Source organism: Amycolatopsis sp. H20-H5 (assembly GCF_035828755.1).
Taxonomy (GTDB): domain Bacteria; phylum Actinomycetota; class Actinomycetes; order Mycobacteriales; family Pseudonocardiaceae; genus Amycolatopsis.
Map to the genome: position 1 here is coordinate 98,566 of NZ_JAYMZS010000004.1, position 26,935 is coordinate 125,500.

Annotated in this window: 32 protein-coding genes and 1 pseudogene; 23 read left to right on the plus strand and 10 right to left on the minus strand. The window is 66.8% G+C overall.

What is annotated here, in order from left to right; all coding sequences use genetic code 11:
* The first annotated feature begins 107 nt into the window (after positions 1-107).
* The 6 genes from QMK34_RS03260 to QMK34_RS03285 all read left to right on the plus strand — a co-directional run bounded on the left by QMK34_RS03260 (position 108) and on the right by QMK34_RS03285 (position 4,203).
* The gene (locus tag QMK34_RS03260) at positions 108-1,001 is read left to right on the plus strand and encodes a helix-turn-helix domain-containing protein (RefSeq protein WP_326411264.1); all 894 of its coding nucleotides are present in this window, start codon (positions 108-110) and stop codon (positions 999-1,001) included.
* Between the two features lie 15 nt (positions 1,002-1,016).
* Entirely contained in the window at positions 1,017-1,217 is a 201-nt protein-coding gene (locus tag QMK34_RS03265; RefSeq protein ID WP_326411417.1) for a DUF397 domain-containing protein, read from the plus strand.
* Between the two features lie 697 nt (positions 1,218-1,914).
* Complete coding sequence (locus QMK34_RS03270; RefSeq protein ID WP_326411266.1) at positions 1,915-2,208, plus strand: WXG100 family type VII secretion target; 294 nt, start codon at positions 1,915-1,917, stop codon at positions 2,206-2,208.
* A gap of 38 nt (positions 2,209-2,246) precedes the next feature.
* A complete protein-coding gene (locus QMK34_RS03275; protein WP_326411270.1) occupies positions 2,247-3,197 on the plus strand; it encodes a WXG100 family type VII secretion target in 951 nt (316 codons plus the stop codon).
* Positions 3,194-3,697, plus strand: a complete 504-nt coding sequence (locus QMK34_RS03280; protein ID WP_326411272.1) for a hypothetical protein — start codon at positions 3,194-3,196, stop codon at positions 3,695-3,697. Before QMK34_RS03275 ends, QMK34_RS03280 begins: the two co-directional genes overlap by 4 nt.
* Positions 3,698-3,723: 26 nt before the next feature.
* Positions 3,724-4,203 carry a SitI3 family protein gene (locus tag QMK34_RS03285; RefSeq protein ID WP_326411274.1) on the plus strand — a complete coding sequence of 160 codons (480 nt, stop codon included), beginning with the start codon at positions 3,724-3,726 and terminating at the stop codon, positions 4,201-4,203.
* An 861-nt stretch (positions 4,204-5,064) separates the two neighbouring features.
* Here QMK34_RS03285 and QMK34_RS03295 read toward each other — a convergent pair.
* On the minus strand, positions 5,065-5,280 hold the full coding sequence (locus QMK34_RS03295; protein WP_326411277.1) for a hypothetical protein: 216 nt from the start codon (positions 5,278-5,280) through the stop codon (positions 5,065-5,067).
* A gap of 247 nt (positions 5,281-5,527) precedes the next feature.
* On the opposite strand from QMK34_RS03295, the gene QMK34_RS03300 reads away from it, so the two are divergent.
* Positions 5,528-8,185, plus strand: a complete 2,658-nt coding sequence (locus QMK34_RS03300) for an MFS transporter (RefSeq protein WP_326411279.1) — start codon at positions 5,528-5,530, stop codon at positions 8,183-8,185.
* An 18-nt stretch (positions 8,186-8,203) separates the two neighbouring features.
* Here QMK34_RS03300 and QMK34_RS03305 read toward each other — a convergent pair whose 3' ends face one another.
* Positions 8,204-8,581 (minus strand): winged helix-turn-helix transcriptional regulator, encoded by a 378-nt coding sequence (locus tag QMK34_RS03305; protein WP_326411281.1) that lies wholly within the window; start codon positions 8,579-8,581, stop codon positions 8,204-8,206.
* Between the two features lie 313 nt (positions 8,582-8,894).
* Positions 8,895-9,323: a prepilin peptidase gene (locus QMK34_RS03310; RefSeq protein WP_326411283.1), complete on the minus strand. Its 429-nt coding sequence runs from the start codon at positions 9,321-9,323 to the stop codon at positions 8,895-8,897.
* 723 nt (positions 9,324-10,046) lie between these two features.
* Between QMK34_RS03310 and QMK34_RS03315 the strand changes: the two genes are divergently transcribed.
* The 9 genes from QMK34_RS03315 to QMK34_RS03355 all read left to right on the plus strand — a co-directional run bounded on the left by QMK34_RS03315 (position 10,047) and on the right by QMK34_RS03355 (position 17,055).
* Positions 10,047-10,421: a hypothetical protein gene (locus tag QMK34_RS03315; RefSeq protein WP_326411285.1), complete on the plus strand. Its 375-nt coding sequence runs from the start codon at positions 10,047-10,049 to the stop codon at positions 10,419-10,421.
* Positions 10,422-10,882: 461 nt separating this feature from the next.
* Entirely contained in the window at positions 10,883-11,422 is a 540-nt protein-coding gene (locus QMK34_RS03320) for a hypothetical protein (RefSeq protein ID WP_326411287.1), read from the plus strand.
* Positions 11,423-11,696: 274 nt separating this feature from the next.
* A complete protein-coding gene (locus QMK34_RS03325) occupies positions 11,697-12,260 on the plus strand; it encodes a hypothetical protein (protein WP_326411289.1) in 564 nt (187 codons plus the stop codon).
* Complete coding sequence (locus tag QMK34_RS03330) at positions 12,260-13,096, plus strand: chromosome partitioning protein (protein ID WP_326411291.1); 837 nt, start codon at positions 12,260-12,262, stop codon at positions 13,094-13,096. Before QMK34_RS03325 ends, QMK34_RS03330 begins: the two co-directional genes overlap by 1 nt.
* 233 nt (positions 13,097-13,329) lie before the next feature.
* Positions 13,330-14,526: a CpaF family protein gene (locus tag QMK34_RS03335; protein ID WP_326411293.1), complete on the plus strand. Its 1,197-nt coding sequence runs from the start codon at positions 13,330-13,332 to the stop codon at positions 14,524-14,526.
* A complete protein-coding gene (locus tag QMK34_RS03340; RefSeq protein ID WP_326411296.1) occupies positions 14,523-15,422 on the plus strand; it encodes a type II secretion system F family protein in 900 nt (299 codons plus the stop codon). The genes QMK34_RS03335 and QMK34_RS03340 overlap by 4 nt, the downstream gene beginning before the upstream one ends.
* Positions 15,419-16,315: a secretion system protein gene (locus tag QMK34_RS03345; protein WP_326411298.1), complete on the plus strand. Its 897-nt coding sequence runs from the start codon at positions 15,419-15,421 to the stop codon at positions 16,313-16,315. The genes QMK34_RS03340 and QMK34_RS03345 overlap by 4 nt, the downstream gene beginning before the upstream one ends.
* Before the next feature lie 39 nt (positions 16,316-16,354).
* Positions 16,355-16,540 (plus strand): hypothetical protein, encoded by a 186-nt coding sequence (locus tag QMK34_RS03350; protein ID WP_326411301.1) that lies wholly within the window; start codon positions 16,355-16,357, stop codon positions 16,538-16,540.
* Positions 16,541-16,620: 80 nt separating this feature from the next.
* The gene (locus QMK34_RS03355; protein ID WP_326411303.1) at positions 16,621-17,055 is read left to right on the plus strand and encodes a TadE/TadG family type IV pilus assembly protein; all 435 of its coding nucleotides are present in this window, start codon (positions 16,621-16,623) and stop codon (positions 17,053-17,055) included.
* An 86-nt stretch (positions 17,056-17,141) separates the two neighbouring features.
* On the opposite strand, the gene QMK34_RS03360 is transcribed toward QMK34_RS03355, so the two are convergent.
* Positions 17,142-17,660, minus strand: coding sequence for an AAA family ATPase (locus tag QMK34_RS03360; RefSeq protein ID WP_326411306.1), 519 nt, complete (start codon positions 17,658-17,660; stop codon positions 17,142-17,144).
* 21 nt (positions 17,661-17,681) lie between these two features.
* Positions 17,682-17,969, minus strand: coding sequence for a hypothetical protein (locus QMK34_RS03365; protein ID WP_326411308.1), 288 nt, complete (start codon positions 17,967-17,969; stop codon positions 17,682-17,684).
* 9 nt (positions 17,970-17,978) lie between these two features.
* On the opposite strand from QMK34_RS03365, the gene QMK34_RS03370 reads away from it, so the two are divergent.
* The 5 genes from QMK34_RS03370 (at position 17,979) to QMK34_RS03390 (ending at position 22,342) form a co-directional block, all read left to right on the plus strand.
* Positions 17,979-18,419, plus strand: coding sequence for a TadE/TadG family type IV pilus assembly protein (locus QMK34_RS03370; protein ID WP_326411310.1), 441 nt, complete (start codon positions 17,979-17,981; stop codon positions 18,417-18,419).
* 54 nt (positions 18,420-18,473) lie between these two features.
* Positions 18,474-18,845 (plus strand): hypothetical protein, encoded by a 372-nt coding sequence (locus QMK34_RS03375; RefSeq protein ID WP_326411313.1) that lies wholly within the window; start codon positions 18,474-18,476, stop codon positions 18,843-18,845.
* 76 nt (positions 18,846-18,921) lie between these two features.
* Positions 18,922-19,359 (plus strand): hypothetical protein, encoded by a 438-nt coding sequence (locus QMK34_RS03380; RefSeq protein WP_326411315.1) that lies wholly within the window; start codon positions 18,922-18,924, stop codon positions 19,357-19,359.
* Positions 19,360-19,367: 8 nt separating this feature from the next.
* Positions 19,368-20,897: a LysM peptidoglycan-binding domain-containing protein gene (locus QMK34_RS03385; protein WP_326411317.1), complete on the plus strand. Its 1,530-nt coding sequence runs from the start codon at positions 19,368-19,370 to the stop codon at positions 20,895-20,897.
* A gap of 38 nt (positions 20,898-20,935) precedes the next feature.
* Positions 20,936-22,342 carry an AfsR/SARP family transcriptional regulator gene (locus tag QMK34_RS03390; protein WP_326411319.1) on the plus strand — a complete coding sequence of 469 codons (1,407 nt, stop codon included), beginning with the start codon at positions 20,936-20,938 and terminating at the stop codon, positions 22,340-22,342.
* 111 nt (positions 22,343-22,453) lie between these two features.
* Here QMK34_RS03390 and QMK34_RS03395 read toward each other — a convergent pair whose 3' ends face one another.
* On the minus strand, positions 22,454-22,804 hold the full coding sequence (locus QMK34_RS03395) for a hypothetical protein (protein ID WP_326411322.1): 351 nt from the start codon (positions 22,802-22,804) through the stop codon (positions 22,454-22,456).
* Between the two features lie 78 nt (positions 22,805-22,882).
* Here QMK34_RS03395 and QMK34_RS03400 point away from each other — a divergent pair, with 78 nt between their 5' ends.
* Positions 22,883-23,113: a hypothetical protein gene (locus QMK34_RS03400; RefSeq protein ID WP_326411324.1), complete on the plus strand. Its 231-nt coding sequence runs from the start codon at positions 22,883-22,885 to the stop codon at positions 23,111-23,113.
* A 486-nt stretch (positions 23,114-23,599) separates the two neighbouring features.
* Here the strand turns inward: QMK34_RS03400 and QMK34_RS03405 are convergent, their stop codons facing one another.
* Positions 23,600-23,836: a hypothetical protein gene (locus QMK34_RS03405; protein ID WP_326411327.1), complete on the minus strand. Its 237-nt coding sequence runs from the start codon at positions 23,834-23,836 to the stop codon at positions 23,600-23,602.
* 12 nt (positions 23,837-23,848) lie between these two features.
* Here QMK34_RS03405 and QMK34_RS03410 point away from each other — a divergent pair, with 12 nt between their 5' ends.
* Entirely contained in the window at positions 23,849-25,003 is a 1,155-nt protein-coding gene (locus tag QMK34_RS03410) for a hypothetical protein (protein WP_326411330.1), read from the plus strand.
* Here the strand turns inward: QMK34_RS03410 and QMK34_RS03415 are convergent.
* The 3 genes and pseudogenes from QMK34_RS03415 to QMK34_RS03425 form a co-directional block, all read right to left on the minus strand.
* Positions 24,973-25,611: a hypothetical protein gene (locus QMK34_RS03415; RefSeq protein WP_326411333.1), complete on the minus strand. Its 639-nt coding sequence runs from the start codon at positions 25,609-25,611 to the stop codon at positions 24,973-24,975. The genes QMK34_RS03410 and QMK34_RS03415 overlap by 31 nt on opposite strands.
* Before the next feature lie 3 nt (positions 25,612-25,614).
* On the minus strand, positions 25,615-26,547 hold the full coding sequence (locus QMK34_RS03420; protein ID WP_326411335.1) for a 5,10-methylenetetrahydrofolate reductase: 933 nt from the start codon (positions 26,545-26,547) through the stop codon (positions 25,615-25,617).
* Between the two features lie 65 nt (positions 26,548-26,612).
* Positions 26,613-26,693: pseudogene (locus QMK34_RS03425) on the minus strand (CGNR zinc finger domain-containing protein); the annotation flags it as partial.
* Between the last annotated feature and the right edge of the window lie 242 nt (positions 26,694-26,935).

Genomic DNA, 26,935 nt, shown 5'->3' on the forward strand with positions numbered 1-26,935 from the left:
TGTAATGGTGGTCGAGATGGTATTTTTCACCCAGATGGATGAGGCCCTGCTACGTCCCGCACCACGAGGGCCAAACTGTGGAAGGACCAGCGCGTTGGAGGTTGTCGGTGGCTGAGAAGCCCAAGCCGAACGTTCGGCAACGGCGGGTCGCGCGGAAGCTCAAGGAGTGGCGCGCGTCCCAGAAGCCGTCGCTGTCGCAGGAGCAACTTGCGAAGAAGCTCGGCTGGTCGACTCCGAAACTGAACCGTTTCGAGACCTGCGTGGCAGTGACACCGGTCGCGGAGGTCATCGCGATTGCGACCATCTTGGGCATCAGCGACGAAGAGCGTGACCGCGTGGTTGCGTACGCGCGAGCCGGGCAAGAAGGTCAAGTATGGTGGCGCGCGTTCGGTGCGGAGGCGGTGCCCGACTACGCCCACGACTACCTCGACACCGAAGCCTTCGCTGCCGGCGTGCGGACCTTGCAGCAGATCGTGCCGGGGCTCTTGCAGAGCCCGCGGTACACCGACGAGCTCGTGCGTCTCTGGCAGGCGAAGCCTGACGAGGCGGTCACCGAGGATCGCCGCCGCGTGCGTCAGCGGCGGCAAATGCGCCTTGATGACGCTGAGAATCCGCTCAACTTGCACGCGATCATTCCGGAGCAGTCGGTATTGCGGCAGATCGTGGGTGACGCCGACGTCATGGTGGAACAAGTCGACGTGCTCATAGCTCGCGCCGAGCAGTCCAACGTCGTGATTCAGGTCCTGCCCAAGGAACGCGGCGCCTACCCCGGGATTGGGACGAGCTATAGCTTGCTGTCGTTCGAGGATGGCGACACTCAGGAGACGGAGGCTCTCTACCTTGAAAATCTGGTTTCCGGACTATTCGTGGAAGAGCCACCGACGATCGCGCTGTACAACTCGAATCATGAGCGTCTGATATCCCCGGATTGGGCGCTCGACCCCGTTGCGTCACTCCAGAGGATGCATGACATCCGGACGGACTGGTCACGAAAGCGATAAGGAGAAGTGAACGATATGACGGCACCAGAATTCAACGACCCCCGCTGGCACAAGAGCAGTCATAGCAACGGAGATGGCGGCGACTGTGTGGAGATCGCTGCGGCAGACGAGGCCATGTACGCACGTGACTCCAAGCTCGGTGAAGCGAGCGGGCTCGTTCAGTACTCCCACAATGCGTGGACCGCGTTTCTCGAATTGATGACCACCAAGGTCTAGCGCAGAGTCAACGACAGAGCGTTCCCTCTCGCGTGGACACACCAGGGGCGTGAGGGTGACGCTCTCTCGGCGGGGTCTCCGACGATACCGTTCGCGTCCCGCGCCGTCGAAGAACCGCGCCTGGAGACGTTCGCCCAGTGTCGCGTCTAATGCGCTTTCCGCGGGTGGTCCGTCAAGCCGGGCCGGGAGTGATGAGGTTGCCAAGGCGACGGAACGACTTCGCTGCCCTCTCGGCCGACCGTCGGTACGACGGCTCCGGTGCGGCATTGAGCGGCTCAAACGCCACCGCGCCGCGGCGAACCGGTCCGATAATCTCACCTTCCGTTACGAAGCCACCGTCCGCGCGGCGGACAGTCCAGGCGCGCGCTCGCAATTAGGCGGGACTTCGTGGACACCGCGAAGGACCAAGCGGATCCGCTGCGTCTGCGGGTGGGTATCGTTGTGCACCCGCAAGCGCGCGACCAGCGCTGGCAGCGCCGCCTCCACGAATCTTGTCCCGGCCGCGTGGCACATGCCGCCGAGCGCATGGTCCAACTCCAGTATGAAATGGACAAATGCACCCAAGGGGAGGTAGCTCCGAAAGTCTCTACTGAATGGCGGGCTTTCGGCTGGACCCTTTTCGTGAGGACGACTGTCTCTGCTTGAGGTTTCGGTTACGCTGTTGTGTCGGCAGCAACCGACGCTATCGAGGGGGCGCGTGGATCAGCTGACGGTGGACTTCGCCGTGCTCAAACGCACGGCGGAGGCGATCGCGAAGCATATCGACGCCACGGAAGGCAACCTTGACGAACTGGACCGAATCGTCACAGACCTGAAGTCGAGCTGGAAGGGAGACGCGCAGGACGCGTTCGGCACTGCGGCCACCGAGTGGTTCTCGGCCGCCCGCGATCTGCGAGACCAGCTGCACTGGCTTCGGGACGTCGTGATCACCGCGCACGACAATCACGCCAAGGCAGTCCATGTCAACGTCACGATCTGGCAGGGTCGGTAGTGGCGGCGATGGGACCCGGACCCGACGGAGGACCGGCCATGCCGGTGAAGATCTCGCCTCCGGACTTTCATGGTGTGGCGCTGCAGTTCGTCGACGCGCAGGACGGTCTTGAGCGGATACGTCAAGATCTGCTGAACGGCCTTGACGTGGCACACGGGGCGGCTGGTGCCTGCGGCGGTGCGCGGAAGTACCAGGAAAGCTGGGCCGCCGCGATCGACTGCATCATCAACGAGGGGTTCCACACCGCGTTCGACCTCCTCGGTGCGATCGGCAAAGGCATCGACGTGTCCGCGCTCAATCACGTCACCGCCGATCAGGACAGCACACCGGGTAAGCCCGGCGGACAGCCACCGTGGGTGCCAGTGGTGCCGCACGCGTGGCCGGCCAACAGCGACTTCGTGGTCTTGACCGGCGACTCACCGTGGTGGATGCCAGGCTTCCTGGAGAATTCCATCCCTACTGCGGACACCGACAAGATCGACAGCGCGGCCGACGCGTGCCGGAAGGCCGCGGGTTCGATCCGGGGCCTCGCCGCCGGCCTGCACTCCCGGCTTCAAGGACTCGTCAGCAACAACAGCTCCGACGACGTCGCCGAACTGGAACAGTTTTGGGATCGCGCCGCGGGTGCTCAGTCGATCCTCACGGAATTGCCGCAGTCGCTCGAGGACATGGCGAGCAGCCTGGTCGACTTCCGGGTCTGGAACACCGACACCCAGGAGAAGATCAAGGACAAGGTCAAGTCGGTGATCGACGGGCTCGGTGTCATCGGCGGGCTGCTGGTGATCGGCAGCATCCTCACCGAGGGAGCGCTGGACGCGCTCATCGTCGCCCTGGTCGAAGGCCTCGAGCTGTTCGGCATCGACGCGGCAGGCGCTTTGGTCGTCCCCATCGCCGAGGTCGCGGCCGCGGCGGAGACGATACTCGTCGTCGCCGGCGGGGCGATCGCGATCACCCAAGGGGTGGTTCCGGCGATGCAGGCGCGGCGATGAGCAACACGCCGAATCCCAACGTCGAAGGCGTGGACGCCACCAAGATCAGCGACGAAGTAGGAGGCCACACACAACCCACCCGAGACCCGGACCCCAACGCCACCCCCGGCGGACATCCGACCAAGATCCCGAAGAACGCCGATCCGGACGACGTCCGTTCGCTGGGACGTGAGAACGAGTCGGCCACCACCTTGGCCAGGGCTGGATACGACGTCGAACAGAACCCCCAACCGCTGGCGAACGGCAAGAAACCCGACTACCGCGTTAACGGTGAAGTCTTCGATAATTACGCGCCGACGAGCCCCAGCGCCCGTAACATCTCCCGTGAAATGCAAAAGAAGATTAAGAAAGGTCAGACTCAGCGTGTGGTCCTCAACATGGCCGACACGCCCGTTGATCTACCGGCCATGCGCGCTCAATTGCATGACTGGCCAGTCGGCGGCCTCAAGGAGGTCCTGGCGATCGACAAACTGGGTAACATCGTTCACCTCTACCCCTAGCGACTCGCCTAGTAAGGACTGTTCGGATGGCCATCGAGTACGACCTCGAAATGGTGACGGCGCTGTCACCTCAACAGCTCGCCAGTGAACTGCTTGACGCCGCCGAGCCGATGCGACTGTTCGAGACGTCGGTCTCCTCCGAACAGCTTGCCGGTGACGGAGCGGCGACAACGCTCAGCACCTGGATCCAGACCTATGCCGCAGCACCTCAGCCGTGGGCGCCGATAGTCACCGATCTTGGAATCACTCCGACTGTGGCGATCGGATTCCGGCTCGGTAAGAACGATGAGCTCACCGAGCAGCGCGACGACATGGTCCGCCTGACTGCCGCGGTGCTGGAGCGGGTTGTGGGGGACGCGGTGCTTTCGGGCATGGACGTGATCTGGCTCGTGCGCCAAGACGGCGACCTGAGCGTCAATGAGCGCGACGACCTCTGGTCTCCCCGTCGCCTCGCGGAGCTTCGTCAGCCCTACCGGCGCGCTACCCGGACCTACGCAGACGAGTAGCGGCACACGGCCTTCATCGTCGGAACGGATTCGATGACCGTTTTGCCTCAGTTTCCTGTGGATCTTCGACCCTGTTGCTCCCGGGTTGACCGTTCCCAGCGTTGCGACCAGGGATGGCGTTCGCGATTTATGCCGACCCCAGCGGCGTTCGTCGAGGCCGAGTCACGGGCTTGGTGAGGACAACGAACAAGGAGTTCCGTCGACGGCGAACAACGTCGCCAAACTGATCGCTTCGCGCTCGTTGACCAGTACCGACGGATGGCAGGACTCGTCCCTGATCAGGGACGACCTGATCACGGCCGTGCGTCGGATCACCATCTGAGGTTGCTCCGCCGACCGGACACCTCGAATCTGCGGCAGGGCGGGTTCCGCAGGCCGATTGCCTTCGCTTCCCGGATGCGGTCCTCCATCCAGGTAGGTAGGCGGTGGCGCAGTTCCAGTCAGGCTGCTTGAGCAAGCAGGACCCGGGTGCGGTGTTGGTGAGCACTGCGGTGATCCGCTGCCCGTCGGCGTTGGTGAACAGCAGTTGCGCTCCTGGGTGAGGGCGATCCTTGCGCAGGAGCAGCCGGGAACCGGCCGGCCAAGTGGACAGGTCGATCATGCCGGTGGCCTCAGCCCCCGCCCTGTCCCGGATCCCGTCGCGGCTGTCGGGTGCGGGTTGCCAGCACGTGTCGCTTCCCGGCCGACGATCCGCTGAATCCGCGCCTCGACCGGGGAGTCGAACGAGAATCGCACGCCGTGGTCTCGGCCGATGTGGGCGAGCGGCTGGCTTGCTCCGGCGTAGTCGCTGCGCGAGCGGTTGTGGCGAATCGGGGCCACCGGGACGGCGCCACGGCAAGGTCGCGGTCGAGGCTTGCTGTGCTATTCCGAGGGCTGCTGAACGTCGACGGAGCAGAACAGTCCGGACCGGCTGGCCGAGGTCACGGCCACGACAGGGCCATTGTTCTGCTTGGAGGCGCGGACGCCCAGAGCTGCGATGTGAAGCTGGGTCAGGGCCTTGCAGAATTTCAGGACGTCGTTCGGGTCTTCCCAGTAGCTGCCCTGCACCATTCCGTCCTGGTGGGCGACGGCCGGCACTGACCAGATTCAGGAAGCTCAAGATCGTGAACGTGCCGTTCGGGGCGGCGTGCGGACGTCTGACCATCGGCAGCACCTGGACTGTCACGTTCGGTAGCACTGTTGCGTAGAGTAGTCGGATCGTGCATCTGGGTGAAAGTTCGCTGATGGTATCCAACCGGCGACTCTCCGGGCATACCGTGGTTACTCCAGATGTGTGAGGTCGGGGGGCCGCTGGGGAGTTTTACCGCGGGCGGGGAGGGGCCAGATGCGAAGCGCGGGAAACGCTGGAGTCGTCGATTCGTTGAGGGTTGGCGAGTTCCGCGCGTTGTGGTCGGCGGAGACCGTCTCCGTCCTCGGTGATCAGCTGGCCAGGGTCGCGCTCGCGATCCTGGTCTACGACCGGACGTCTTCGGCCACGCTGACGGCACTCACCTACGCGCTGACCTTCGTCCCGGCCGTCGTCGGCGGCTGGCTCCTCTCCGGACTGGCTGACCGGTATCCCCGCAAGCAGGTCATCGTCATCACCGATCTGCTGCGAGCGGCGCTGGCCCTCTCGATGGCCATTCCGGGTATGCCGCTGCCGGTGCTTTGGGGGCTGATCAGTCTTCTGACCATGGCGTCCGCGCCGTTCAAGGCTGCCCAGCTCGCTCTCCTGCCCCAGATTCTGGTGGGGGACAGGTATCAGGCAGGGCTGGCTGTTCGGCAGATGAGTGTCCAGGTCGCGCAGGTGGCCGGCTTCGGCAGCGGCGGGCTCATCGTCAGCGCGCTCAGGCCGAGCGGTGCACTGGTGCTGGACGCCGTCACTTTCGTGGCCAGCGCCGTGATCGTCGCCGTCGGCGTACGCGCCCGGCCGGTCGCCACCGACGACGAAACGGGGTCCGGAAGCGCACCACGAGCGGCGAGGCAGTTCGATCCTCGACTGCTGGCGCCCTTCGCACTGGGGGGTCTGGTCGGGCTGCTCGTTGTGCCCGAAGGTCTTGCGGCGCCCTACGCCGGTGCGATCGGAGTCGGGAGCCTAGGTGTCGGCCTCTTGATGGCTGCGGACCCGGTCGGAAGCGTCCTTGGAGCTTGGTGGACGGCGCGTGCGGGCGGCCTCGCCGTACACAGCCAGCGATCGGTCATCGTCCCCGCGGCACTTGCCGGGATTCCCTTGGCAGCGTGCTCGATCGCTCCGGGGCTAGTGGGGCCGATTCTGCTGTGGGCGGTGTCCGGAGCTCTTTCAACCGTCTACCTGATTCGGCTGCAGCCGATGATCGTGGCAATCGTGCCAAACTCGCGACGTGGCGCGGTTATGGGCCGTTACAGCACGACTGTCTATGCCGGCCAAGGAATTGCCATCTTCGCCGGCGGGCTGCTGGCCGAGCACGCAGGGCCGGTCGCCACCGTGGCGATATCCGGCGCACTGACTACCGTGCTGGTGTTGGCTCTCGCGGCCGCGTGGAGATTTGCTCGTCCCCGGCAGGCGAGAACCGCCGAGGACGAGCCTGGAGCTCCCGGTCGAGCGACTCGAAAACCATCAGACCTCTTTGTTACGCACAGCGGCCTCCTCCCAGGACGTCCTGGAGCAGGAGGGGGCAACGACTCGGAAGCGGCGACTTCAGAGCCGGGACCCTCCAGCGGGAACGGAAGTGAGATTAGTATGCCCGCAGCGTCACGCTCAACGCAGCCGGGTACGCCAGTTGGCCCAACCGGTTGGGCTGCCTGGTCGCACTCTGTGCCTGCCCGCGTGTTCGTGCTGATGGTCGAATTGGCCGCGGTTGCCGTCGTGGGGATCAGCGCGATCGTGGTCCGCCCAGCTGGGCGGGCGTTCGTCCTCTGCGCGGTCGTCGTCGGTTTCGGCCTGGTCGCGGCGGAATTGGCTCGGCAGGTCGAGCGCCGTCGCCGTCGCTTCTCGGACACCCCTCACGTCAACTTCTCGTCGGTGTGGACGTTGGCCGGCGCGCTCGTGCTCCCGCCCGCGTTGGCCGCGGTCCTGGCGGTGACGCTGTACGCCCATCTGTGGTTCCGCTGTTCACGCGGAGTCGATGGGGCGTACCTCTCTCGCTTCCTGTTCAACGCAAGCAACGTGATCTTGTCCTGCCAAGTCGCGGCCTGGACGGCGACGGAACTGCAGCTGGCGCCGATGACGCACCAGTTCGGCCTGCGGGACGCCATCAGTGCCGTCGTCGTCATCGCGGTGTACTACACGATGAACTCGACCATCGCCGCCGCACTCATCGCGATCGTGCGACCGGATCGAACAGCGCGGCGGTTGCTGGGCCCATTGAGCGAGAACGTGCTCGAGCTGGCCACGCTGTGCATGGGCCTTCTGACAGCCCTGCTCCTCAGCCTGCATCCCGCCCTCGTGGTTCTGATGCTCGTCCCGCTCTACGCGCTGCACCGCTCGGTCCTGATCCGGCAGTTCGAACATGCCGCGACGACCGACTCGAAGACCGGCCTGCTCAACTCCACGGCTTGGCACGCGCTGGCGGAGGCCGAGTTCGGACGAGCTCGGCGAACAGGTAGCCGAGTCGGCATCATGATGGTCGATCTTGATCATTTCCGGCGTATCAACAACACCTTTGGGCACCTGGCGGGTGACAAAGTGCTTCGTGCTGTTGGTCAGGCACTCCAGGAGATAGTCGGCGGCGATGACCGCTGCGGCCGGTTTGGTGGGGAAGAGTTCGTTGTGATGTTGCCGGGCGCGTCACACGACGAACTGGAAGAAGTGGCCAACCGCATCTGCCAGGCGATCTTCCGAACACGTGTCGACGCAGTCCACGACGCCGGTGTAGGCCACCAGCTCAGTGCTTCCGTCGGCGCGGCCATGTATCCGACGGCCGGAGCATCGCTCGAGGAGGTACTTCTGGCTGCCGACTTGGCGTTGTTCGCTGCCAAGGACGCCGGTCGCAATCAGGTCCGCGTCATCGAGACCACGTCTTGATCAAGACTGCTGCTCGGCTTATCCGTCTTCCGGCAGGTCCCGATTTTGCTGTGCCCAGTTCGCAAGCGGACGGAGCGAGCGGAGGAGCTCTTTCCCGCTAGACGTCAGGCTGTACCAGACGCTGCCGCCAATTTGGCTACCTTGCGCCCGGCGAACGATCAGCCCGTTGTCCTGCGCGCGCTGGAGCGTGTGCGTCAGCACCTTGTCCGTCACCGGCTTCGGATGGGATACCCAGCCGACCCGTGCCTCAGCTTTGTTCACCTCGGCCATGAGGTCTTTGTACCGTCGCTCGCCCAGCGCGAGCGTCGCCAGCACCGCGACTGTCCACTGGCCGTTGAGCAACGCCAGCGCCTCGTGGAGGCTCTGGCGGTACGGGACATCCCAGTCGTCGGTCACGGGCCTTGCCTACCACGAACAAACCCTCGGTAGTCGATCAACGGGGAAAACGGCGGCCCGGCGTCGACCGTTCGAGTGAAGATACCCCGACTGAGCCAAGGATCAGTACGTACTTACCTTGCAGATAGTCGGGGTTGACCAGCTAAAACCGAAGGTGCCCGGACGTCCACCGCCGGGGAACGGAAGTAGCAGGTGATCGGCTGCACGGCCGCGGCGAGAACGTTCGTGCAGCCGATCACCGCCCAAGAGCCAAGCAGTACCCGTCTGCGAGACCCCAGATCGGAGCCCAACGATGAGTGTCAGACTTTGGGGCCTACCGTCCGGCAACGCACAGCGCGGCGAGTGTGCCGCCGATCAGGAAGGGACCGAGCGGAAACGTCGCCGGTTGCGTGTCTTTGCCGGACGCCTTCATCGCGACGACGAACAGCGCGGCGGCCGTCCAGGACAGGACGAAGCCCGTGGCGACGAGGGACCAACTGTGCCAGCCCAGTACCGCGCCGAGCGGTGCAGCCAGCTTTACGTCGCCGCCTCCGAGTCGACCATGCGCCAAGGCGTAGAGGCTGAAGTAGGCGGCGGTCACCGCGGGCGCGGCGAGGGCGGCTCGCCACGCAGGACCAGCGTCGCCGGCGGCGATGGCCACGGCAAGCACTGCTGCCGCGGTGGCGCCCGTCAGACACGCCACGAGCGAGTTGGGCAGACGGCGCAGTTGCGCGTCGCTGAAGGCCAGTGGCACGCCGAACACAACAACTCCGGCCCCGACCCACAACGGAGGACCGTCTCCGCCGAGCCACGAGAGAAGCGCGAGCAGACAGGCCGTCAACGCAACTTGGGCTGCGGCCCGCCGTCGCCCGAAAGGTTCCCACCGTCGACGTCGCACTGCGAGAATCGCGATCGAGGCCGCCGATCCGGTCAAGGCGGCAACGATGGTCGAGAGAGGTTGCTCGATGGCGACTGCTCCACTTCAGATCCGCGTTCGGCCTCGCGGCGCGGCCGACATCCAGCCGTCGAGTCCGCGAAGTCGATGGAAACAAAACCAGATCCACAACCGCCGAGACAACACGTTCGTGGCCATTGTCAGCCAGTACCCCATCAAATCGCTCGTATGGGTGAAGGGGCGATCAAACCTGTCGTCGAGGCTTCGAGGGTAGCGACTTTATGTCGAGCAGTTGGTAGAGGCAAAGAGTGGAACTGACTCAAACCCGAGATCAGTTTGATTCGGTCTGATGGAAAGCGAGAGGCGACACCGGTGAATTCGCGCGCTGTGAGCAGGGGACTGGCGATCAGTTCGAGCCTAGTCGTCGCGGGGCTTATCGCGACCGGTTGCTCTACTGGCTCTCCAGGAGATTCTGTGCCGTCATCCGATGTGCAGCCAGGCAGCGGATCATCGTCTCCACCGAGTACTCCGCCTTCGACGACGTCACTGGCTGACGCAGCTCGGCAAACGGCGATCACAACATACTTGGGGATGTGGGAAGACATGGCCTTGGCAGGCGAGACCTCGAACTGGCAGGACCCGCGGCTGGGACAGCACGCGACGGCCACCGCGCTGACCAACATCACCCGAGGTCTGTACGCGGACAAGTCCAACGGCTTCATCACGAAGGGGCGGCCGAAGAACGCCCCGACTGTCTCGTCTGCTGAGCCGTCGAGCGCGCCGACCAAGGTGAACATCGCGGACTGCGGCGACGACAGCCACTGGCTGCACTACCGGTCCGACAACGGTCAGCCCGCGAACGACGGCCCCAGCGGCAGACGGCAGATCAACGCCGTCGTCGAGAAGCAGCAGGACGGCGCGTGGCGGGTCACCGACTTCGGCATTCACGAGGTGGGATCATGCTGAAGAGAATTACCCTCGTTGCGGGAGCGGTCGGCTCGATGCTCGTGGCCGGAGCTGTGCCCGCGCTGGCGGGTGGGCCGTGGGGCTCCGCAGATTGCCAGCAGACTCCGTCACCTGCCTGCCAGCTCGGCGCTGGAAACAGCGGCACCCGTCCCACACCGGGTGGAACAAGCCCCGGGTCAGGGAACAACCCGGGTCGATCGAGTGGCGGCCAGGGCGGTGACCAGCAGAAGACTGGCGACCGCCTCATCGGCCCACCGGACAAGACCGTCAACTGCAGCTATGAGAAGTCGAACTACCAGCCCCCGGCGGGCGGAACCGTCACCATCGCTTATCGTCCGCCGTCTCCGGGCGGGAATCTCGTTGCTCGACCAGCCGTCTTTCGCCGAGCTGCGGCGCAGCCTGCTCAAGGGCCGGGAGCTTGGTACATCTACAGGTGCTCCGGCTCGGGCTTCGGAGATGGCATGTACCACGCGCCGGTCTGGCTGCCGGACGGTCAGCAGACTCCGGCCGCCGCCCCGCTGCCCTCGCCCGCCGAGCTGGCGCAGGTGGCACGAAGCCAGCTGAAGCTACCCAGCCCGGAAATCGTCACGAACCCCCGTGGAGACCAGCTCGTCACCTTGCCCACCTGGCTGTGGCTCGCGGGCGGATGGGACCAGCAATCGGCCACCGCCGCGGTTCCCGGTGTCTCGGTCACGGCTGTCGCCAAGCCGACTTCCCTGGTGTGGGCGATGGGAGATGGGGCAACCGTGACGTGCGGAAACGGGGGAACCCCGTTCCCCGCGAGCGGTGATCCTCGAGCTACGTCACCGGACTGCGGGCACACCTATCGAGCGTCGTCCGCCGGGAAGCCGAATAACGCCTACCCGGTTACGGCCACCGTGCACTGGTCGATCTCCTGGGCTGGCGCCGGGCAGGCCGGAACGTTTCCGGACATGACGACCACCGCGAACGCGGCCTTCCGCGTCGCGGAAAGTCAGGCGCTCAACACCGGCGGAGGGTAGAACCGTCAGGGGCATGCTTTCCCGTCCCCGCCGCACAAACGCAGACCTGTTTCCCAGCCACCGCGTCGTTGACGGCGTCGCGACGCGGTGGCTCTATGCCAAAATGAGGAAGGCCGCCATGAGCACACCCGTCTCGACACGGCCAGGACCATCGGAGAATCCTGCCGCACCAGCGGATGCGTGGACGCGACACGGCAGAAAGGATCCCCCGTCGCGGTGGAAGTCCGTGCGGCCCTCACGTCGGATCCCATATTTGCTTGTGGGCGTCGTGCTTGTGATCGCCTTCGCCGCGGCAGCAGTGATTGTGTCGATGCAGCTGGACAACCGCCAGTCGATCCTAGTGCTGGCGCACCCGGTCACCGTCGGGCATACTCTGTCCACACAGGACTTGCGGCAGGTCGCTGTATCAGCCGACGTTGGACTTGATGCGATACCTGCTGCCGAGTCGTCCAGTGTCGTCGGCAGGCCCGTCGCCTTCAGCCTACCGGCCGGCGCGCTGGTGACCCGCAGCTCGGTGGGTGCGCCTGCGGTCCCGACGAACGGTGACGCGGTCGCGGCTATCGGGCTTAAGGCGGGTCAGTTCCCGCCGATGATCGCTCCCGGCGCCCGCGTCGCGGTTCTGGTGTCTGCGGTCGCCGCAGGTACCCCCAGCACAACCGGTGCCCAGCTTGCGGCACCCGTCGCACAGTGGACGGGGACCGTCATCGACGTCGGAGCAGGACCGGACCAGCAGGGCACCGTCGTGTCGTTGCAGCTTCCCGAAAACGAAGCGCGCCAGTTGGCCACCGCGCCGACCGGGCAGATCAGCCTGGTCGCGTTGAGCGGAGGTGGCAGCTGATGTTGATCGCACTGTGCTCGTTGAAAGGGTCGCCCGGCACGACCACGTCCGCGCTGGCGCTCGCCGCCCGATGGCCGGCCCCACAGATTCCCGTCGTCGTGGAGTGCGATCCGGCCGGTGGGGACCTCGCCGCTCGATTCCGACTTCCCTCGACACCCGGGCTCGTCAGCTTGGCAGCCGCGGCACGCAAGATCAGCGACGCGAGCGTTCTCTGGCAGCACGTGCAACGTCTCCCCGCCGGACTGGCCGTGGTGCCTGGCCCGATCGGCGCCGAGCAGGCACGCGCGGCGTTGGGCATCGTGGCGTCAGGCCGAGCGTCGGTTCTGCGGGCCGCGGGTGACCAGCCAGGGGTTGTCCTGCTTGCCGATTGCGGTCGAGTCGAACCGGGCTCTCCGGTCTTGCCGATCATCCGAGCCGCGGACGCCATGGTGCTGCTTGCCCACGCTCGGGACGACGACCTGTCGCACGTTGCAGGCAAGCTCCGCACCGTCGCGACGTGGAATCCTCGTCCAGCCTTCGTCCTGGTCGGCGATGGCTACACCACCGCTGAAGTCGAGCGCGAACTCCATATTGCCGTGATGGCAAGGCTTCCTCACGACCCGAAGGGTGCTGCGGTCCTCTGTGGCTACCGCCGCGGCGGACCCGGGCCGGACCGCTCGGCGCTCGGGCGAGCCGCCCGGCGGTTGGTGCACGGCATCACCACTGCCCAACGTCCCGCAGCCGCGCCATCCGCACGAACTCGGCCCGCTGAACCGGTTCCGACCTCCTGGAACCTGGCCAACGCAACGCCGTTCTCGCCAGCGCGTTCGGCCTCGCCCAACGGGAAGCGCCCATGACCTCTCCGCGTACATCCTCCGAACCTACGAAAGTCGCGGTTGGCCGCGTCGAGCCGACGAACACGCCCCTGCCTGCGCCCAGCAGCGTGCCCGGTGCCGACCCACATCAGAGAGCGGCGGTCGAGCGGTTGCGGGGGCACCTCCGGAGGGAACTCTCCGATCAGCTGTCTACGCGTATCCAAGCCGATGACGCTGCTGGCCGGCCTGCTCTGGAATCGCGACAGCGGCGCAGCATGGCCCAGGCAGTCCTTGCAGACGCCGCTGAGAGGCAGGCGCAGTACGAACTCGACACCGGCGGCGCCGTCGTGCCGCAAGAGGTCGAGCAACGGCTCGTCGCCACCGTCCTGGACGAGATATTCGGCATGGCCGGTCTGGAACCACTGTTGGCGAATCGCAAGATCGAGAACATCAACATCAATGGCGAACGCGTCTTCGTTCGGTATGCCTCAGGCCGGAGGGACCGTCTCCCACCGATAGTCGGGTCGGACGCCGAGCTGGTCGAGCTGATCCGAGACCTTGCTGCGCGCTCGGGTGTCGAGGAGCGTCGCTTCGACCGCGGCAGTCCGATCGTGAACTTCTCGCTGCCTGGAGGGGAGCGTGCTTCGGCAGTCATGGCCGTCACCGCTCGGCCGTCGCTCTCGATCCGACGGCACCGCTTCTCCCAAGTCACCCTGCGGCAGCTGCGCGAGAACGGAACGATCGACCGAGCTCTGGAAAACTTCCTGACGGCGATGGTGCGGGCCCGCAAGAACGTCCTGGTGACCGGTGGCGTCGCCATCGGCAAGACCACGCTGCTACGCGCCCTGGCCTCCGCAATTCCGCCGCACGAGCGGCTGGTGACCATCGAGGACGTCTTCGAGCTCGGCCTGGACCATGACCCCGTCGCGCACCCCGACGTGGTGGCGATGCAGGCTCGCGAAGCCAACGTCGAGGGCCAGGGCGAGATCTCCCAGTCCGAGCTCGTGTGGCAGTCCCTGCGGATGAGCCCGGACCGGGTGATCGTCGGTGAGGTCCGCGGCCCGGTCGTCATCCCGCTGACCAACGCGATGTCGATGGGCAACGACGGCTCGATGGGAACCCTGCACTCGTCGCTGAGCAGCGGCGTATTCACCAAGCTCGCCGCCTACGCGGTCCAAGGCACCGAACGGCTCCCGCTGGAGGCGACCAACCTGCTCGTGGCCTCCGCGCTGCACTTCGTCGTCCACCTCGAAAAGCCCCGCGGTGAAGACGGCAAACGGGTCGTGTCCTCGATCCGGGAGGTCGTCGGCGCCGACGGCGCTCAAGTGATCTCCAACGAGGTCTGGCGCCCCGGCCCCGACCTGCGGGCGATCCCCGGTGTCCCGCTGCGCACCAGCACAGTCGACGACCTCGTCGACGCGGGTTTCGAACCGGACCTGCTCGATCGCGCCGAAGGCTGGTGGAAACCATGACCACTACGACCGCCGTGATGGCGCTGCTCGGCGCCGGTGTCGGGCTCGGCGTCCTGCTGATCGTCGCCGGTTGGCGTGGCACCTCGCTGCGCTTGCCGATTCGGGCCCGGCGGCGTCCTGATCAGGCGGAGCGTGATCCGATCCGAGTGCGCTGGTTGCTCGCGGCCGGTGCGGCGGGGATCGTGGTCGCCATCGCCACGGGATGGCTCGTCGGGGGCGTCCTCGCGGCGATGGCGACCTGGGGACTGCCGCGGGTGCTGGGATCTGACAAGCACCACGCCCGCGCGGTCGCCCGGATCGAGGCCGTCGCGTCGTGGAGCGAGATGCTGCGCGACACACTGGCCGCGGCCGCAGGACTGGAGCAGGCCATCGTGGCGACCGCGGAGAGGGTGCCGGACGCGATCCGCCCGGAGATCAACGAGCTGACCTTCCGGCTCGAGCGCGGCGACCGGCTCGCACCGAGCCTGCGCCACCTGGCCGACCAGCTCGCAGACCCCACCGCTGACCTGCTCATCAGCGCGCTGGTCCTGGCCTCGGAGAAACAAGCCCGCCAGCTCGCCGATCTGCTGGGCGAGCTGGCCACTGAGACCCGCGAGCAGGTGTCGATGCGGCTGCGAGTCGAGGCCGGGCGCGCTCGTACGCGGACGAGCGTCCGGATGATCGTCGGCGTCACCGTCGCTTTCGCCGCCGGGCTCAACCGCGGCTACCTCGCGCCGTTCGACGGCGTACTCGGCCAGCTCATGCTCGCGCTCGTCGGCGGCCTGTTCACGATCTCGTTCCTGTGGCTCGCTCGGATGGCTCGTTACCAGACCCCGGACCGGTTCCTGACCGACTTGGGTGCGCTCCGAGCCCGGGATGCCGGCGCTTACCAACCGGTGGAAGGAGCGAAAGGATGATCACCGCTCTCGTTATCGGCGCCGGGTTCGGGCTGGGCCTCTGGGCTTTGCTCGTCTGGGCGATCCCGCCGCGACCCGGCCTGGGCTCGCTGCTGCACCGGCTGGACGCCGCTCCGACGCCACAACCGATCACCACCCAAGACCGCTCGGGATGGGCCGCGACCCTCGGCAAACCACTCGCGGCACCTCTCGCCGCGCTCGGCCTGCCCAGTCCAAAGCTGCGCAAGGACCTCGCCATTACGGGCCGCCCGGTCGACGCTCATCTCGCGGACAAGGCTGCGCTCGCCATGGCGGGCCTGATGCTCCCGACCTTGGTCTCCGTCGCACTGGCCCTGCTGGGCCTGCCGCTGGCGTGGGAAGTGTCGCTGATCGCGAGCCTGCTCTGCGGATTCGTCGGCTTCCTCTTGCCAGATCTGAACGTGCGGCGCGAGGCGATCAAGCGCCGCGGCGACTTCCGGCTCGCGCTGAGCGCCTACCTGAACCTGATCCGCGTCACGCTCGCCGGAGGCGCTGGAGTGGAGGGCGCGCTCACCGACGCCGCCACGGTCGGCCGCGGCTGGTCGTTCAGCCAGATCCGCCGCGCTCTGACCATCGCCAAGGTCACCCGCGTCACCCCCTGGTCGACCCTGGGGGCGCTCGGCGACGAACTCGACGTGCGTGAGCTGGCGGAGCTGTCCGCGTCGGTCAGCCTCGCCGGAACCGAGGGCGCCAAAGTTCGGGCGTCGTTGCGCGCCAAGGCATCTGCGCTGCGAACACGGGAACTCACTGACGCCGAAGGCGACGCTCAGGCCGCGACGGAGCGGATGAGCATGCCGGTGATCGTGCTGTTCATCGCGTTCTTGCTCTTCATCGGCTACCCAGCCGTTGCCGCTGTGGTGGGAGGTTTCTACTAGGGAAACTGTCCACATAAGACATACATTTAGGAGTGAGCGATGTTGACACCCGTCATGCTGTTATGGAGCTACGTAAAGGTGCATGCACGCCGGTTACGCGAGGACGAAAGTGGCTACACCACCGAAACCGTGCTCGTCACCGCCGCGCTCGTCGCGCTGGCCTTGGTCGTGATCGCGCTGCTGGTGAAAGTGGTCAGCGACAAGGCCAACAGCATTCAGATGTGACACCCATGAAAACCGCCAAGCATGCCGTCGCGACAGCACAACACTCGACCCGGCCGCGTTCGCGTGCTGGCCTGCGGCGAGTGCTGGCCGATGATCGCGGCGCCGCCACCGCCGAGCTGGTCCTCGCTACGCCACTGCTGCTTCTGCTGATCATGCTGATCGCCCAGTTCGCCCTCTGGATGCACGCCACGCACATCGCTCAGGCCGCAGCCTCCCAAGCCCTGTCGGTTACGCGCGTTCAAGGCGGGACAGCGGCACGCGGGCAAACCGAGGCAAGCAACGTCCTCGCGCAGCTGGGCAGTGGCCCACTGCGAGATCCACAAGCCCGAGTCACCCGAAACCTCGACTACGCCGCAGTTCACGTCGAAGGCAACGTAACCGCGGTCGTTCCCTTCCTCACGCTCACAGCTGAAGGTGACGCGACCGGACCGGTCGAACGGTTCCGGAGCAATGTCTACGAGTTCACGAATTCCGAAGCGGTTCCCGGCGGGAACCGGAGCGGTGGTGGTCATTGATGAGGGTAGCTGAGGGCTTCGGTTCGGGAACTGGCGTCGAGTCCTTCCATGCGGCTCGGTGGTGTAGTCGTGCCGTCAGTGCGGACTCACAGCTGCCGGAGTTGGTTTGCGACGTCCTGCGCGACTTTCTGGGGCGGCAGGCCGGATGTGTCGATGATGGTTGCCGCATCACGCAGCCAGGGCAGCGCTTCCTGGTAGCGGGCAATGTGTTTGAGGCGCCACTCCCGCGCCATCGTATCGATTTTGTCGCCCTCGATCCGGGCGACAAGTTCGTCTGCTGGGGCGTGCAGCACGAAGTGCTGGACGGGAATGCCTTCGTTGTCGAGCCCTTGGAAGATCTCTTGTGCGTAGCGTTCGACCAGGACCGTCTGCGGGATAATGAGGGTGCCGCCGACATAGTTGAGGATTTCGACCGCCGTGCGGGTCACGAGTGGGCGCCATGGAGGCCAGTCCTGGAAGTCGTCGACCGGCTCGGTCAGAACGTGCCGCAGCATGTAGCCGATCTGCTCGGAGTCGAAGATCCGCGACCGCGGGATCAGCTGCGTCAGCTCACGAGCAGTCGTGGTTTTGCCAGCTCCGAAGGTTCCGTTCAACCATGCGATCACGTGTCACGCTATCGCGATCCGCTACTTCGTCGCCACGTCGTGCAGGCCGGGGTGGTCGAGGATGGCGGTGTAGCGAGCGGCGGCTCTGATCGAGAGACCGAACAGGTCGCAGATGCCGCGAACGTCGCCGCCGGTGGCGCGGACCTCGTCGAGGATGCGGTCAGTGCGGATGTCGCTGGCTGCGGTGCCCAAGACCAGTCCCGGCCACCGGGTGCCGACAGGGCTGGTTCCCAGCGCGCTGCGATAGTGGATGAACAGATGCGGGTTGGCTGTGTGCGGAGCCCAACCATGAGCGCGCTTGTGGTCCACTTGCGACAGATGACATCAGCGCTGGTGCTCGATGAGCGCGGGTCCGCCACCGCGGAGATGGTTCTGCTCACGCCAGTCCTGATCGTCATGCTGCTGTTCGTCATGTTCTGCGGCCGCCTCGCGGACACCAATCTGCGACTCAACGACGTCGCCCACCAGGCCGCCCGCGCGGCATCGCTGTCCCGCAGCACCGCGAGCGCGCAGAACGACGCTCGCGCGACCGCCCACAGCGCGCTCGCCAACGCCGGAATCACCTGCCAGCACCTCGCCGTCTCCGTCAACGCCGCGGGACTCCGCCCAGGGGCCACCGTCAGCGTCACCGTGGACTGCACGGTCGGGCTTGGAGATCTGGCGCTCCTGGGTGTTCCTGGCAGCACCACTTTGTCCGCGTCGTTCTCGTCGCCAGTCGACACTTACCGCGGAGTCAATGAAAACGCGGGTGGTGCCTGATGACCACGGGCTTGCGGCTGCTGCACGACGCAGAAACAGAGAAGGAGGAACGAAATGACTTCGGCTGAGGAGATCGAACGCCGCATCGAGCAGGCCGACTCTGCTCAAACCGTACGAAGGGCCGACGCGGCCAAACGGGTCAGCGAACTGGCCCGCCAGCAGGCCGCCGTTGCCCAGCAGCTCAACGACATCGAAACAGAACTCGGCGAGGTACTCGCCGATGCCAGCGAGGTGATCGGCGTCGACGAGCTCGCGCGGTTCACCGATGTGCCGGCCGCTGATCTCGCCCGATGGCGCGATGGCCGGAAGTCAGCGCGCACCAAACGCAAGCGAACGGCTCGTCAGGAAGCTGTACCGTCTGGTGCCGCGGCCCCTGGGGTCAGCGCGGCTGATGCCCCTGTGCGCGTTCCGGTAGCGGCCACATGACGCCCGGCCTTCGCTTTCGCCTGCCTGCGAGCGAAATCGGTGCCGCCGGAAACGCTGGCGGTGCCTGATGCTCACGATGTCCAATTCGTGGTTGCGGCGGCTGAACGAGGACGAAGACGGCCGGGTAACCGCGTTCGTCGTCGTGTTCGTCGCGGCCGTGATCGCGTTCAGCGGCCTGGTGCTCGACGGAGGCCTTGCGCTGGCAGGCAAGGTCCGTGCCATCGGAGAGGCACAGGAAGCCGCCCGAGCCGGTGCTCAGGCCATCGATCTGTCCGCCTACCGTTCCAACGGGGCCCTGCGCCTGGTCCCCGGTCAGGCGAGCACGCTGGCCCGGCAGTATCTCGCCGCTGCAGGGCGCAACGGCACCGTCTCCGTCACCGGCAACACCGTCGCGGTCACGGTCACCGACATCCACCGCTCGATCCTGCTCGGCGTCGTCGGCGTCCACTCGATCAGCTCGAGCGCCTCGGCGACCGCCCAACCCGAACGCGGCGTCAACGCACCCGAACCCTGAGGCCGACGATGACCTGGATTTCGCAGAATCCCGCCAGACGCCCTGTACAGCTCGTCGCAGGCCTGGTCCGTGCGCTCGTCGCGCTGACCGTGCTGTTCGTCCTGGTCGTAGTGCTCCCATACGGACTTGCGCACTACATCGGCTGGCCCCTGCCGGACCACATACCCACCTGGCCCGAGCTCCAGAATGTCCTGATGGCGCCGATGTCAGCGCAGTTCCTGCTCAACCTGCTCGCTTGCGTTCTGTGGCCGCTCTGGGCGCGATTCACCTTCGATGTGCTCGCCGCAATTCCAGACACAGTCCGTACCACGGGATGGCCGCGCCGACTCAGCAGCGTCCGCCATGGCCCGCTGCACGCCGTGGCTGGCGTGTTGGTCGGCGCGATCCTCTTCTCCCTCCTCAACAGTCGCGCTTCCACATCGGCGTCGTCGGTGAGCATCACCGCCAGCGACACGGCCTCCGGACACGCCGCGGTTGCTACCGCGCACTACCAGCCGATAGTCGATGAGAAGACCGGGGGAGAGCAGCAACCCGTGATCACCACCGCCGTCCACACACGAGCTGTCGTCCGGAGCGACGAGCGAGGTATCGAAGTCGTTCGCCAGCCGGAGCATGGGGTATACGACAGCCTCTGGCGTGTCGCCCAGCGCTGTCTAGGTGACGGAGACCGATGGCCCGAGATCTGGAAACTCAACCAGGGCGCCACCCAGACCGACGGCCGAGTACTCACCACACCCAGCCTCGTTCGGCCCGGTTGGCAGCTGCAGCTCCCGGCTGCGACCGCGGCGGTACCTCCGTCGCCCCCGGCTGAAGACGAACCTTCCGATCCACCGCTCGAACAGCCGGACCTCGGCGACCAGACGAACCCGAGTACACCCGTACCGGCGCAGCCGTCACCACCTGTTCAACCCGTGTCCGCGGCAGAACCAGGTACCGGCATCACGCTGTCCACCGGCGCGTTCGTCGGCCTCGGCCTGGCTGCCCTGATCACCGTCGCGATGGTCACCGCCCGCCTGCACCGCCGCCGCCGCTACCAACCCGGAACTCCAGAACCCCACGACCCCAGCACCGCACCCGTTGTCCGTGCCCTGCGGATCGCCCATGATTCGGCCACGCTGCCCGACGATGACGGCAGCGACCTTCAACTGCCTGCAGAGACGACGAGGCCTGCGGACCTGGCGACTCGTGATCGAGCACGAGCCACTGCACGGCAGGTCCTGGACGAGCAGAAGGAGACTGTGCTCGGAGTGCGCGATGGGCACGCTGTAGCGCTCGACCTCGCGCACGAGCGTGGACTGGGCTTCATCGGCCCCGGCGCGTACGCCGCCGCCCGGGCTCTGATCGTCACCCAGCTCGCCCAAGCCGCCGAGAACGACCTCCACGCGCTTGTCGTCCTCCCTACTGACGTCGCCCAACCCTGCTCGGCGCGGACCTTCCACATCGAATCTCGCCCCGGCTCCGAGTCGTGGAGAACCTGTCGGCGGCACTTGACACTCTCGAAGTCGAACTCCTCACCCGCGTCCGTAACGACGACCTAGAGGAACCCGAATGCGGTGTCCGTGCGCCCCTCATCCTGGTGGCGACCCCGACGTCGGATACTGAGCGGCGTTTGCAGGCCGTCCTCGACAACGGCTCAGGGCTCGGCCTGAGCGGCGTGCTCCTCGGCCAATGGCGCGCGGGCGGCACCGTCCGCGTCCGCGCGGACGGCACTGTTGGCGCGACGAGCCCTTCCCTCTCCGGCTCTCTCGTGAACGCCAGGCTGTTCTCGCTGCCGGAGGGCGATACCGCCGAGCTGCTCACGCTCCTACAGGCCGTCGAACCCGAACGCCACGAGGCCGTCGAACTCGAATCGGGGGCGGAGGCCGACCGTGCCGTGGAGGCGCAGGATGGCACCCTCGAGTTCGCCTCTGCCGAGACAGATGATGAGCCGGATATGGCGGACGAGGCCGGATCCCCTCCGGTGCAAGGCCACGTCGACGTACCCGCGGGACAGCCGGAGCGGATCGGCTCGACGCCGTCGCTCGTTGACGACCACTTCCTCGACCGGCCCGCCCAGCCCGCGGCAGGCCCCGTCTTGGTCACTCAGAACATGGGGGTTACGACCGACGAGCGTCGCCTGAGGGGCTCGATCGCCGGACGCGTCACGACCACGAACCCGCCAGATCAACCGACGGGCGCCGCCGCCCAGGTGGGCGAATCTGAGCCCGCACCGCTGCATCTGCAGGTCCTCGGCCGGATCCACCTGACATGGCGCGAGCTGGAACCCGCCGACGTCATCGACGTCCTGGCCCCTCGCCAGCGCGAAATCCTGGTCTACCTGGCCCTGCACCGCGACGGCAGCCGACGCGAGGCGCTCACCGCGGCACTGTGGCCTGACGCGCCGGGGGACCGTCCCTACAACTCCTTCCACGCGACCCTCTCGCAGCTGCGCCGCAGCCTGCGCAAGGCCACCGGCGGCGCGGTCGCCAACATCACCGCCAACGACGATGGCCACTACGGCCTCGACCAGTCCCTGCTGACCGTCGACCTCTGGCAACTGCAGGACGCACTTCGCGAACGGCACCAGGCGCCGACAGCCGAAGCAAAGTTGAGTGGTTTGCGGCGCGTCGCCGAGCTGTACCAGGGCGACCTCGCCGCCAGCATCGCCGCTGACTGGATTGACGCCCCTCGCGAAGCCCTTCGCCGTGACGTCCTGGACGCACTCAGCGCCCTGATTCGCAGCGTCGGCGACGACAACCCCGAACAGACGCTCGCCTTGCTCGAACAAGCCCGCGGCCTCGACCCTTACAACGAGGCCGTCTACCGCGATCTCATGCGTACCCAGGCACGTCTTGGTCAGTACGACAGCGTCCCGCGGACGCTGAGCCTGCTTACCAGCTCACTGGCAGACCTCGATCAACGGCCGACGAACGACACCATCGGGCTCGCCGATTTCCTCCGCCGCCCACGCAACCGCCAGCAGCACGCTAGGGAAGCAAGTTGAGCTCTCCGCTCGATCCGGCGCGCCACTGTCTGGTCAGCCCGAACACGGCCTCACCCTCGCCACCGCCCGCCAAGATGACCTGGAGGCATGGCTGGCCAGTCCGCAGGCCACTCACCGAGACGCGGCCGGGAACTTCGTCCGCTGGGCCCGCCGGCAGAAGCTGGCCCGACTGGACTTCGCGGCGGTCAGATTGGGCGGCCCCATCGGGAGCATCGACACCGAGACCCGCTGGGAGCAGGCCGCAGGCTGCTGCAGGACGACACCCTCAAAACCGAGGACCGCGTCGCCGGGCTGCTCGTGCTCCTCTACGCCCAGCCGCCAGCCGCATCGTCTGCTCTGACACTCGCTGACGTCGACGTCAGCCAGAGCGATGTGCACCTCCGGCTGAGGCGTGAACCGATCCTGCTCCCCGAACCGCTGGCCGGGCTCGTTCGCCAGGTCGCCGCGACCCACCAGGGGCATGCCACCGTTGGCGATCCAGGCCCGTCGCCGTGGCTGTTCCCCGGCGGCCGGCCGGGACGGGCCGTCAGCGCCTTCCGCATGGCCGAACGCCTCAACAAGCTCGGCATCCAATGCGGGCAGTCCCGATCCGCCGCGCTGTTCCAGCTCACCACCGATCTGCCCGCAGCGGCGCTTGCCAAGGTGCTCGGCATCCACATCGCCGTCGCGGTCACCTGGCAACGCGCCGGCAGCGGCGACTGGGCCGCCTACGCCGCCGAAGCCGACGAACCCCGCACTGAAGGGAGGCATTCAGACAGTTGGGATATCTGACGTCGCCAGAGGGGTTCATGAGCCCGCGAAACCGACCGGCCGAACGACCCGACTCGGCCTGGCGAGACTGGTGACGATGCCGACGACATGTGGTCTGCCGCCCAGCTCACACCTGCGTTCGGGCTCCGTGGCCAACGCAAAGTGTGGCCTGGGGTGGACCTCCTCTCGCTTGACGGCCCGTCGTACGGGGACCTTCGACCGTAGTCTCGGTATCCCAGCCAGGGGGCCGGCGCAGTCGGCTCTCCTGGGGAGAACAGCAGTGCAGCCGTGCCGCCGCCGGACTTGGGGGTGTAGCGGGATGCGGTTGTTGAGCGATTGGTCAGGGTGAGCCACGAAGCGGAGCCTGTATCGAAGCTCGAGGACCTCTCGGCGCGGGAGGCTGAGTTGGTCCATGCGGCCCGCCATGGTCTGTGGCTGACGTGTGGCGGCCTCGATGTCGCTGTCCTGTCCGGCAGTACCGATCCCGCGCGCTGTGTCCGTGCTCGCCTACTCCGGGAACTGCTTCTCGGCCGTCATGGCGAACTCGATCCCCACGGCGTCCGAGTCCGCGGAGCATGCATCACGGGGGCACTTGACCTGGATCACCTTCGTCCAGCCACTGGCCTCGCCCTGATCGGGTGCGTACTCACCGACCCAGTCAGCGCTCAGGGCGCGCACCTGCCGTGGCTTGACCTCTCCCGCAGCAGCCTCACTCTCCTGCACGCGGTCGGCGTCCGCGTCCACGGCGACTTCACTTTGACCGCTGTGCGCGTCGCCGGGTCCAGTGAGCTCGGCACGATCCTGCTGGAGGACGCCCATATCGGCGGCCAACTCGACGTCAGCAACGCGGTCATCACCAACTCCGCCGGCCCCGCCCTGGACGCTGATGGCCTGCGCGTCGACGACAACCTGTCCCTGGAGCATGTCCGGGCGACCGGCACTGGTGAGCTCGGCGCCGTCCGACTGCCCGGCGCTCACATCGGCGGCCAACTCGACGTCAGCAATGCGGTCCTCCGTAACGGCACCGGCCCCGCCCTAAACGCTGATGGCCTGCGCGTCGACAGCGGCCTGTACCTGGAGCATGTCCGGGCGACCGGCACTGGTGAGCTCGGCGCCGTCCGACTGCCCGGCGCTCACATCGGCGGCCAACTCAGCTGGACAGACACGAGGATTATCAACGCTGCGGGTCACCGCATCGACCTCCAGGAAGCACAGGTGGAGGGCGCGCTGTACTTTCCGACGGTGGTGGTGTGTCCGGAGCCGTGGGGACGTTCGTGCCACTGGTCCAGGACGATCGACCTGAACGATTTCACCTTCGGATCGCTGGCCGAGTTGAATTGGGCGCAGTGGTTGCACCTGATTCGGTTCCACAGTCCGTGCTACAGCCCGTCGCCTTATCAACAGCTGGCGGGGGTGGAACGCGCCGCCGGGCACGACAACAACGCCCGCCGCATCCTCATCGCCCAGCAGCAGGACCTGCACCGCCGCACCCCTGAAGCGATCGGTGGACGGTTCACCCGGGAATTCCACCGGTTGTGGGGCGCACTCGCCGGGTACGGCTATCGCGCCCGGCGCACCGCGGCCGCGTTGCTGTTCGCCCTGATCGCCGCGGGCGGGCTCGGCCTGGGAGCCGGGCACGTCACCGACGGCGGGCATCACACCGCCGAACGCACCGCCTCCTTCAGCAGCGCCGTTGGTCAGCCCTGCTCCACTGTCGAGCTGATCGGTCTCGGCCTCGACCGCGGACTGCCGCTCTCCCCGACAGGGGTACGCGCTCGCTGCGACCTGAACACCGACACCGATTGGGGCGGCATGTTCACCGTCGCGATCTGGATCGTGCAGGCCGCGGTCTGGGGCCTGGCCACCCTCGCCCTCGCCGGCTACACCGGCCTGGTACGCAAGATCAGCTGAACCGCGACGTGCCCTGTCGCGCCGTACTCCCTGCGCGGCCGCGACCACCCCACCGTTTCCACACCGGTCACGTAGGACGAGGTCCGGCCCTGCACCCACGCGACCAGCAGAGCCTGAACCTGCGCGATATCGCAACGCACCTGGTCATCACCACAGGCAACCTCGGGGAACACGCAACGCTCAAGGACGCGGTGCGTCACGGGCAGCGGCCGACTGCGGAACTGGTGAACGCCCGCCGCATCCGGTGCCATCCGGTGAGAGATGTGCTCGTGCGCTACCTCGACGAACGCCGCCCCGCACTCGACTACAGCAGCTTCAAGAACTTGGTCAGCATCCTCGTTGGCAACTTCTGGGCTGACATCGAGCACCATCACCCCGACGTCGACATCCTCGACCTCCCCCACGACGTCGCCGCGATCTGGAGGGAACGCACGAAGACGATCACCGGGAAAGACGGAAGCAGCCGTCCTCGGAAGGGTTACCACACCATCTTCTTCCAGGTCCGTGGCTTCTATCGGGATCTTCAGGAGTGGGCGCTGGAGAACCCGTCGTCCTGGGCACAGTGGAGCTTCTTTAGCCCTGTCCGCAAGGCTGAAGATGACATCCATGATTCAGCCCAGCAGGTCGCGGATCTCCCGGGCGAGGTCGATGGAGGCGTCGATCTCGAGTCTGCGGTTGGTGAGGCTCTCGATGTTGATCCCGAACGGCAGGCCGAGGCGGCGGCAGTAGGCGATCAGGGCTCGGGCGTTGAGTAGGCACTGCTCGTACGAGGCGGTGAGGGGGTCACCGCGGGTGATCTCGGCCCGGAGCCATCGCGGGACGTCGATGCCGAGCCAGGTCATGAATTCCAGGGTCTTCACCGACCCGCACGGGGCCAGGGTCAGCACCACCGGCTTCGGGTCCAGGCCTCGGTCGCGGCAGCCGTGGCTGTAGTCGGAGAGCAGGTTGCGGGTGCGGTCCAGGTCGTAGCAGACCTGGGAGACGAAGAACTCGCAGCCAGCGTCCTGCTTGCGCAGCATGCGTGCGTGCTCCGTCCCCGAGGCGGCGTGTCGCTCGGCGATGACCACGCCGCCCATCCGCGGCGGGAGGGAGAGCCCGGCATGCCAGCGGTAGGCCTCGGAAAGGCTCGTCCGGACCACCTGGTGCCGGGAGGCCGCGCCGACCAGAACGGTCAGCACCCGGTCGTGGTCGGCCTCCGACCACCAGCAGTCCAGCTGGTCGCCGGTGTACTTGCCCACGGCGCGGTAAACGATCACCGGGCCAGCCCAGTCTGCGAGGTGGTCGTCGAGGAAGTGGGCCGGGTCCATCATCGGCATGAACGGGAACGGTCGCGGGGCCTCGGTCCGGTCGGCCTCGGCGTCCACGTCGTAGAGGATGAGCCCGTCGATCTGCACCGACCGGAGCCGAGTCAGGGCCGCGTCGGCGACGGCACCAGCCTGGTCGGGGGTGGTGGTCTGCCGTGGTGGGGTCAGGCCGTAGAGCAGTGCGCCGTCACGGGTGCGGTCCATGAGCCCGGCGGCCGTTGCGGTCTCGGCGGATGCCATGCGCCGATCATGTCAGCCCCTCACGGCTGATCCGCACCTGGCCTTCGGGCGCGAGCTCAGTCCGCCTAGCGGCGGGAGGCGCGGGTCTTGTGCCGGTTGCCGCAGACCTCCATCGTGCACCAGCGTCGGCCCCCGCTGCGGGAGGCGTCGTGGAAGGCTCAGCGGCAGTCCGGGGAGGCGCACAGCTTCAGGCGCTTCAAGGAGCCGTCGGCCACGGCGGTGACGCGCAGGCCGCCGGGCGGGTTCGGCGCCAGGTGCAGGGGGAACTCGGTCAGGGCGGCCGACGTGCAGTCGGTACCACGTTGGCGATATCACCGGGATCGTCAGAGGACGGGCCTGGCCCGTCGGCGATTACCGGTGCCCGCTGCGAGGTCAATAGCTCCCGGAC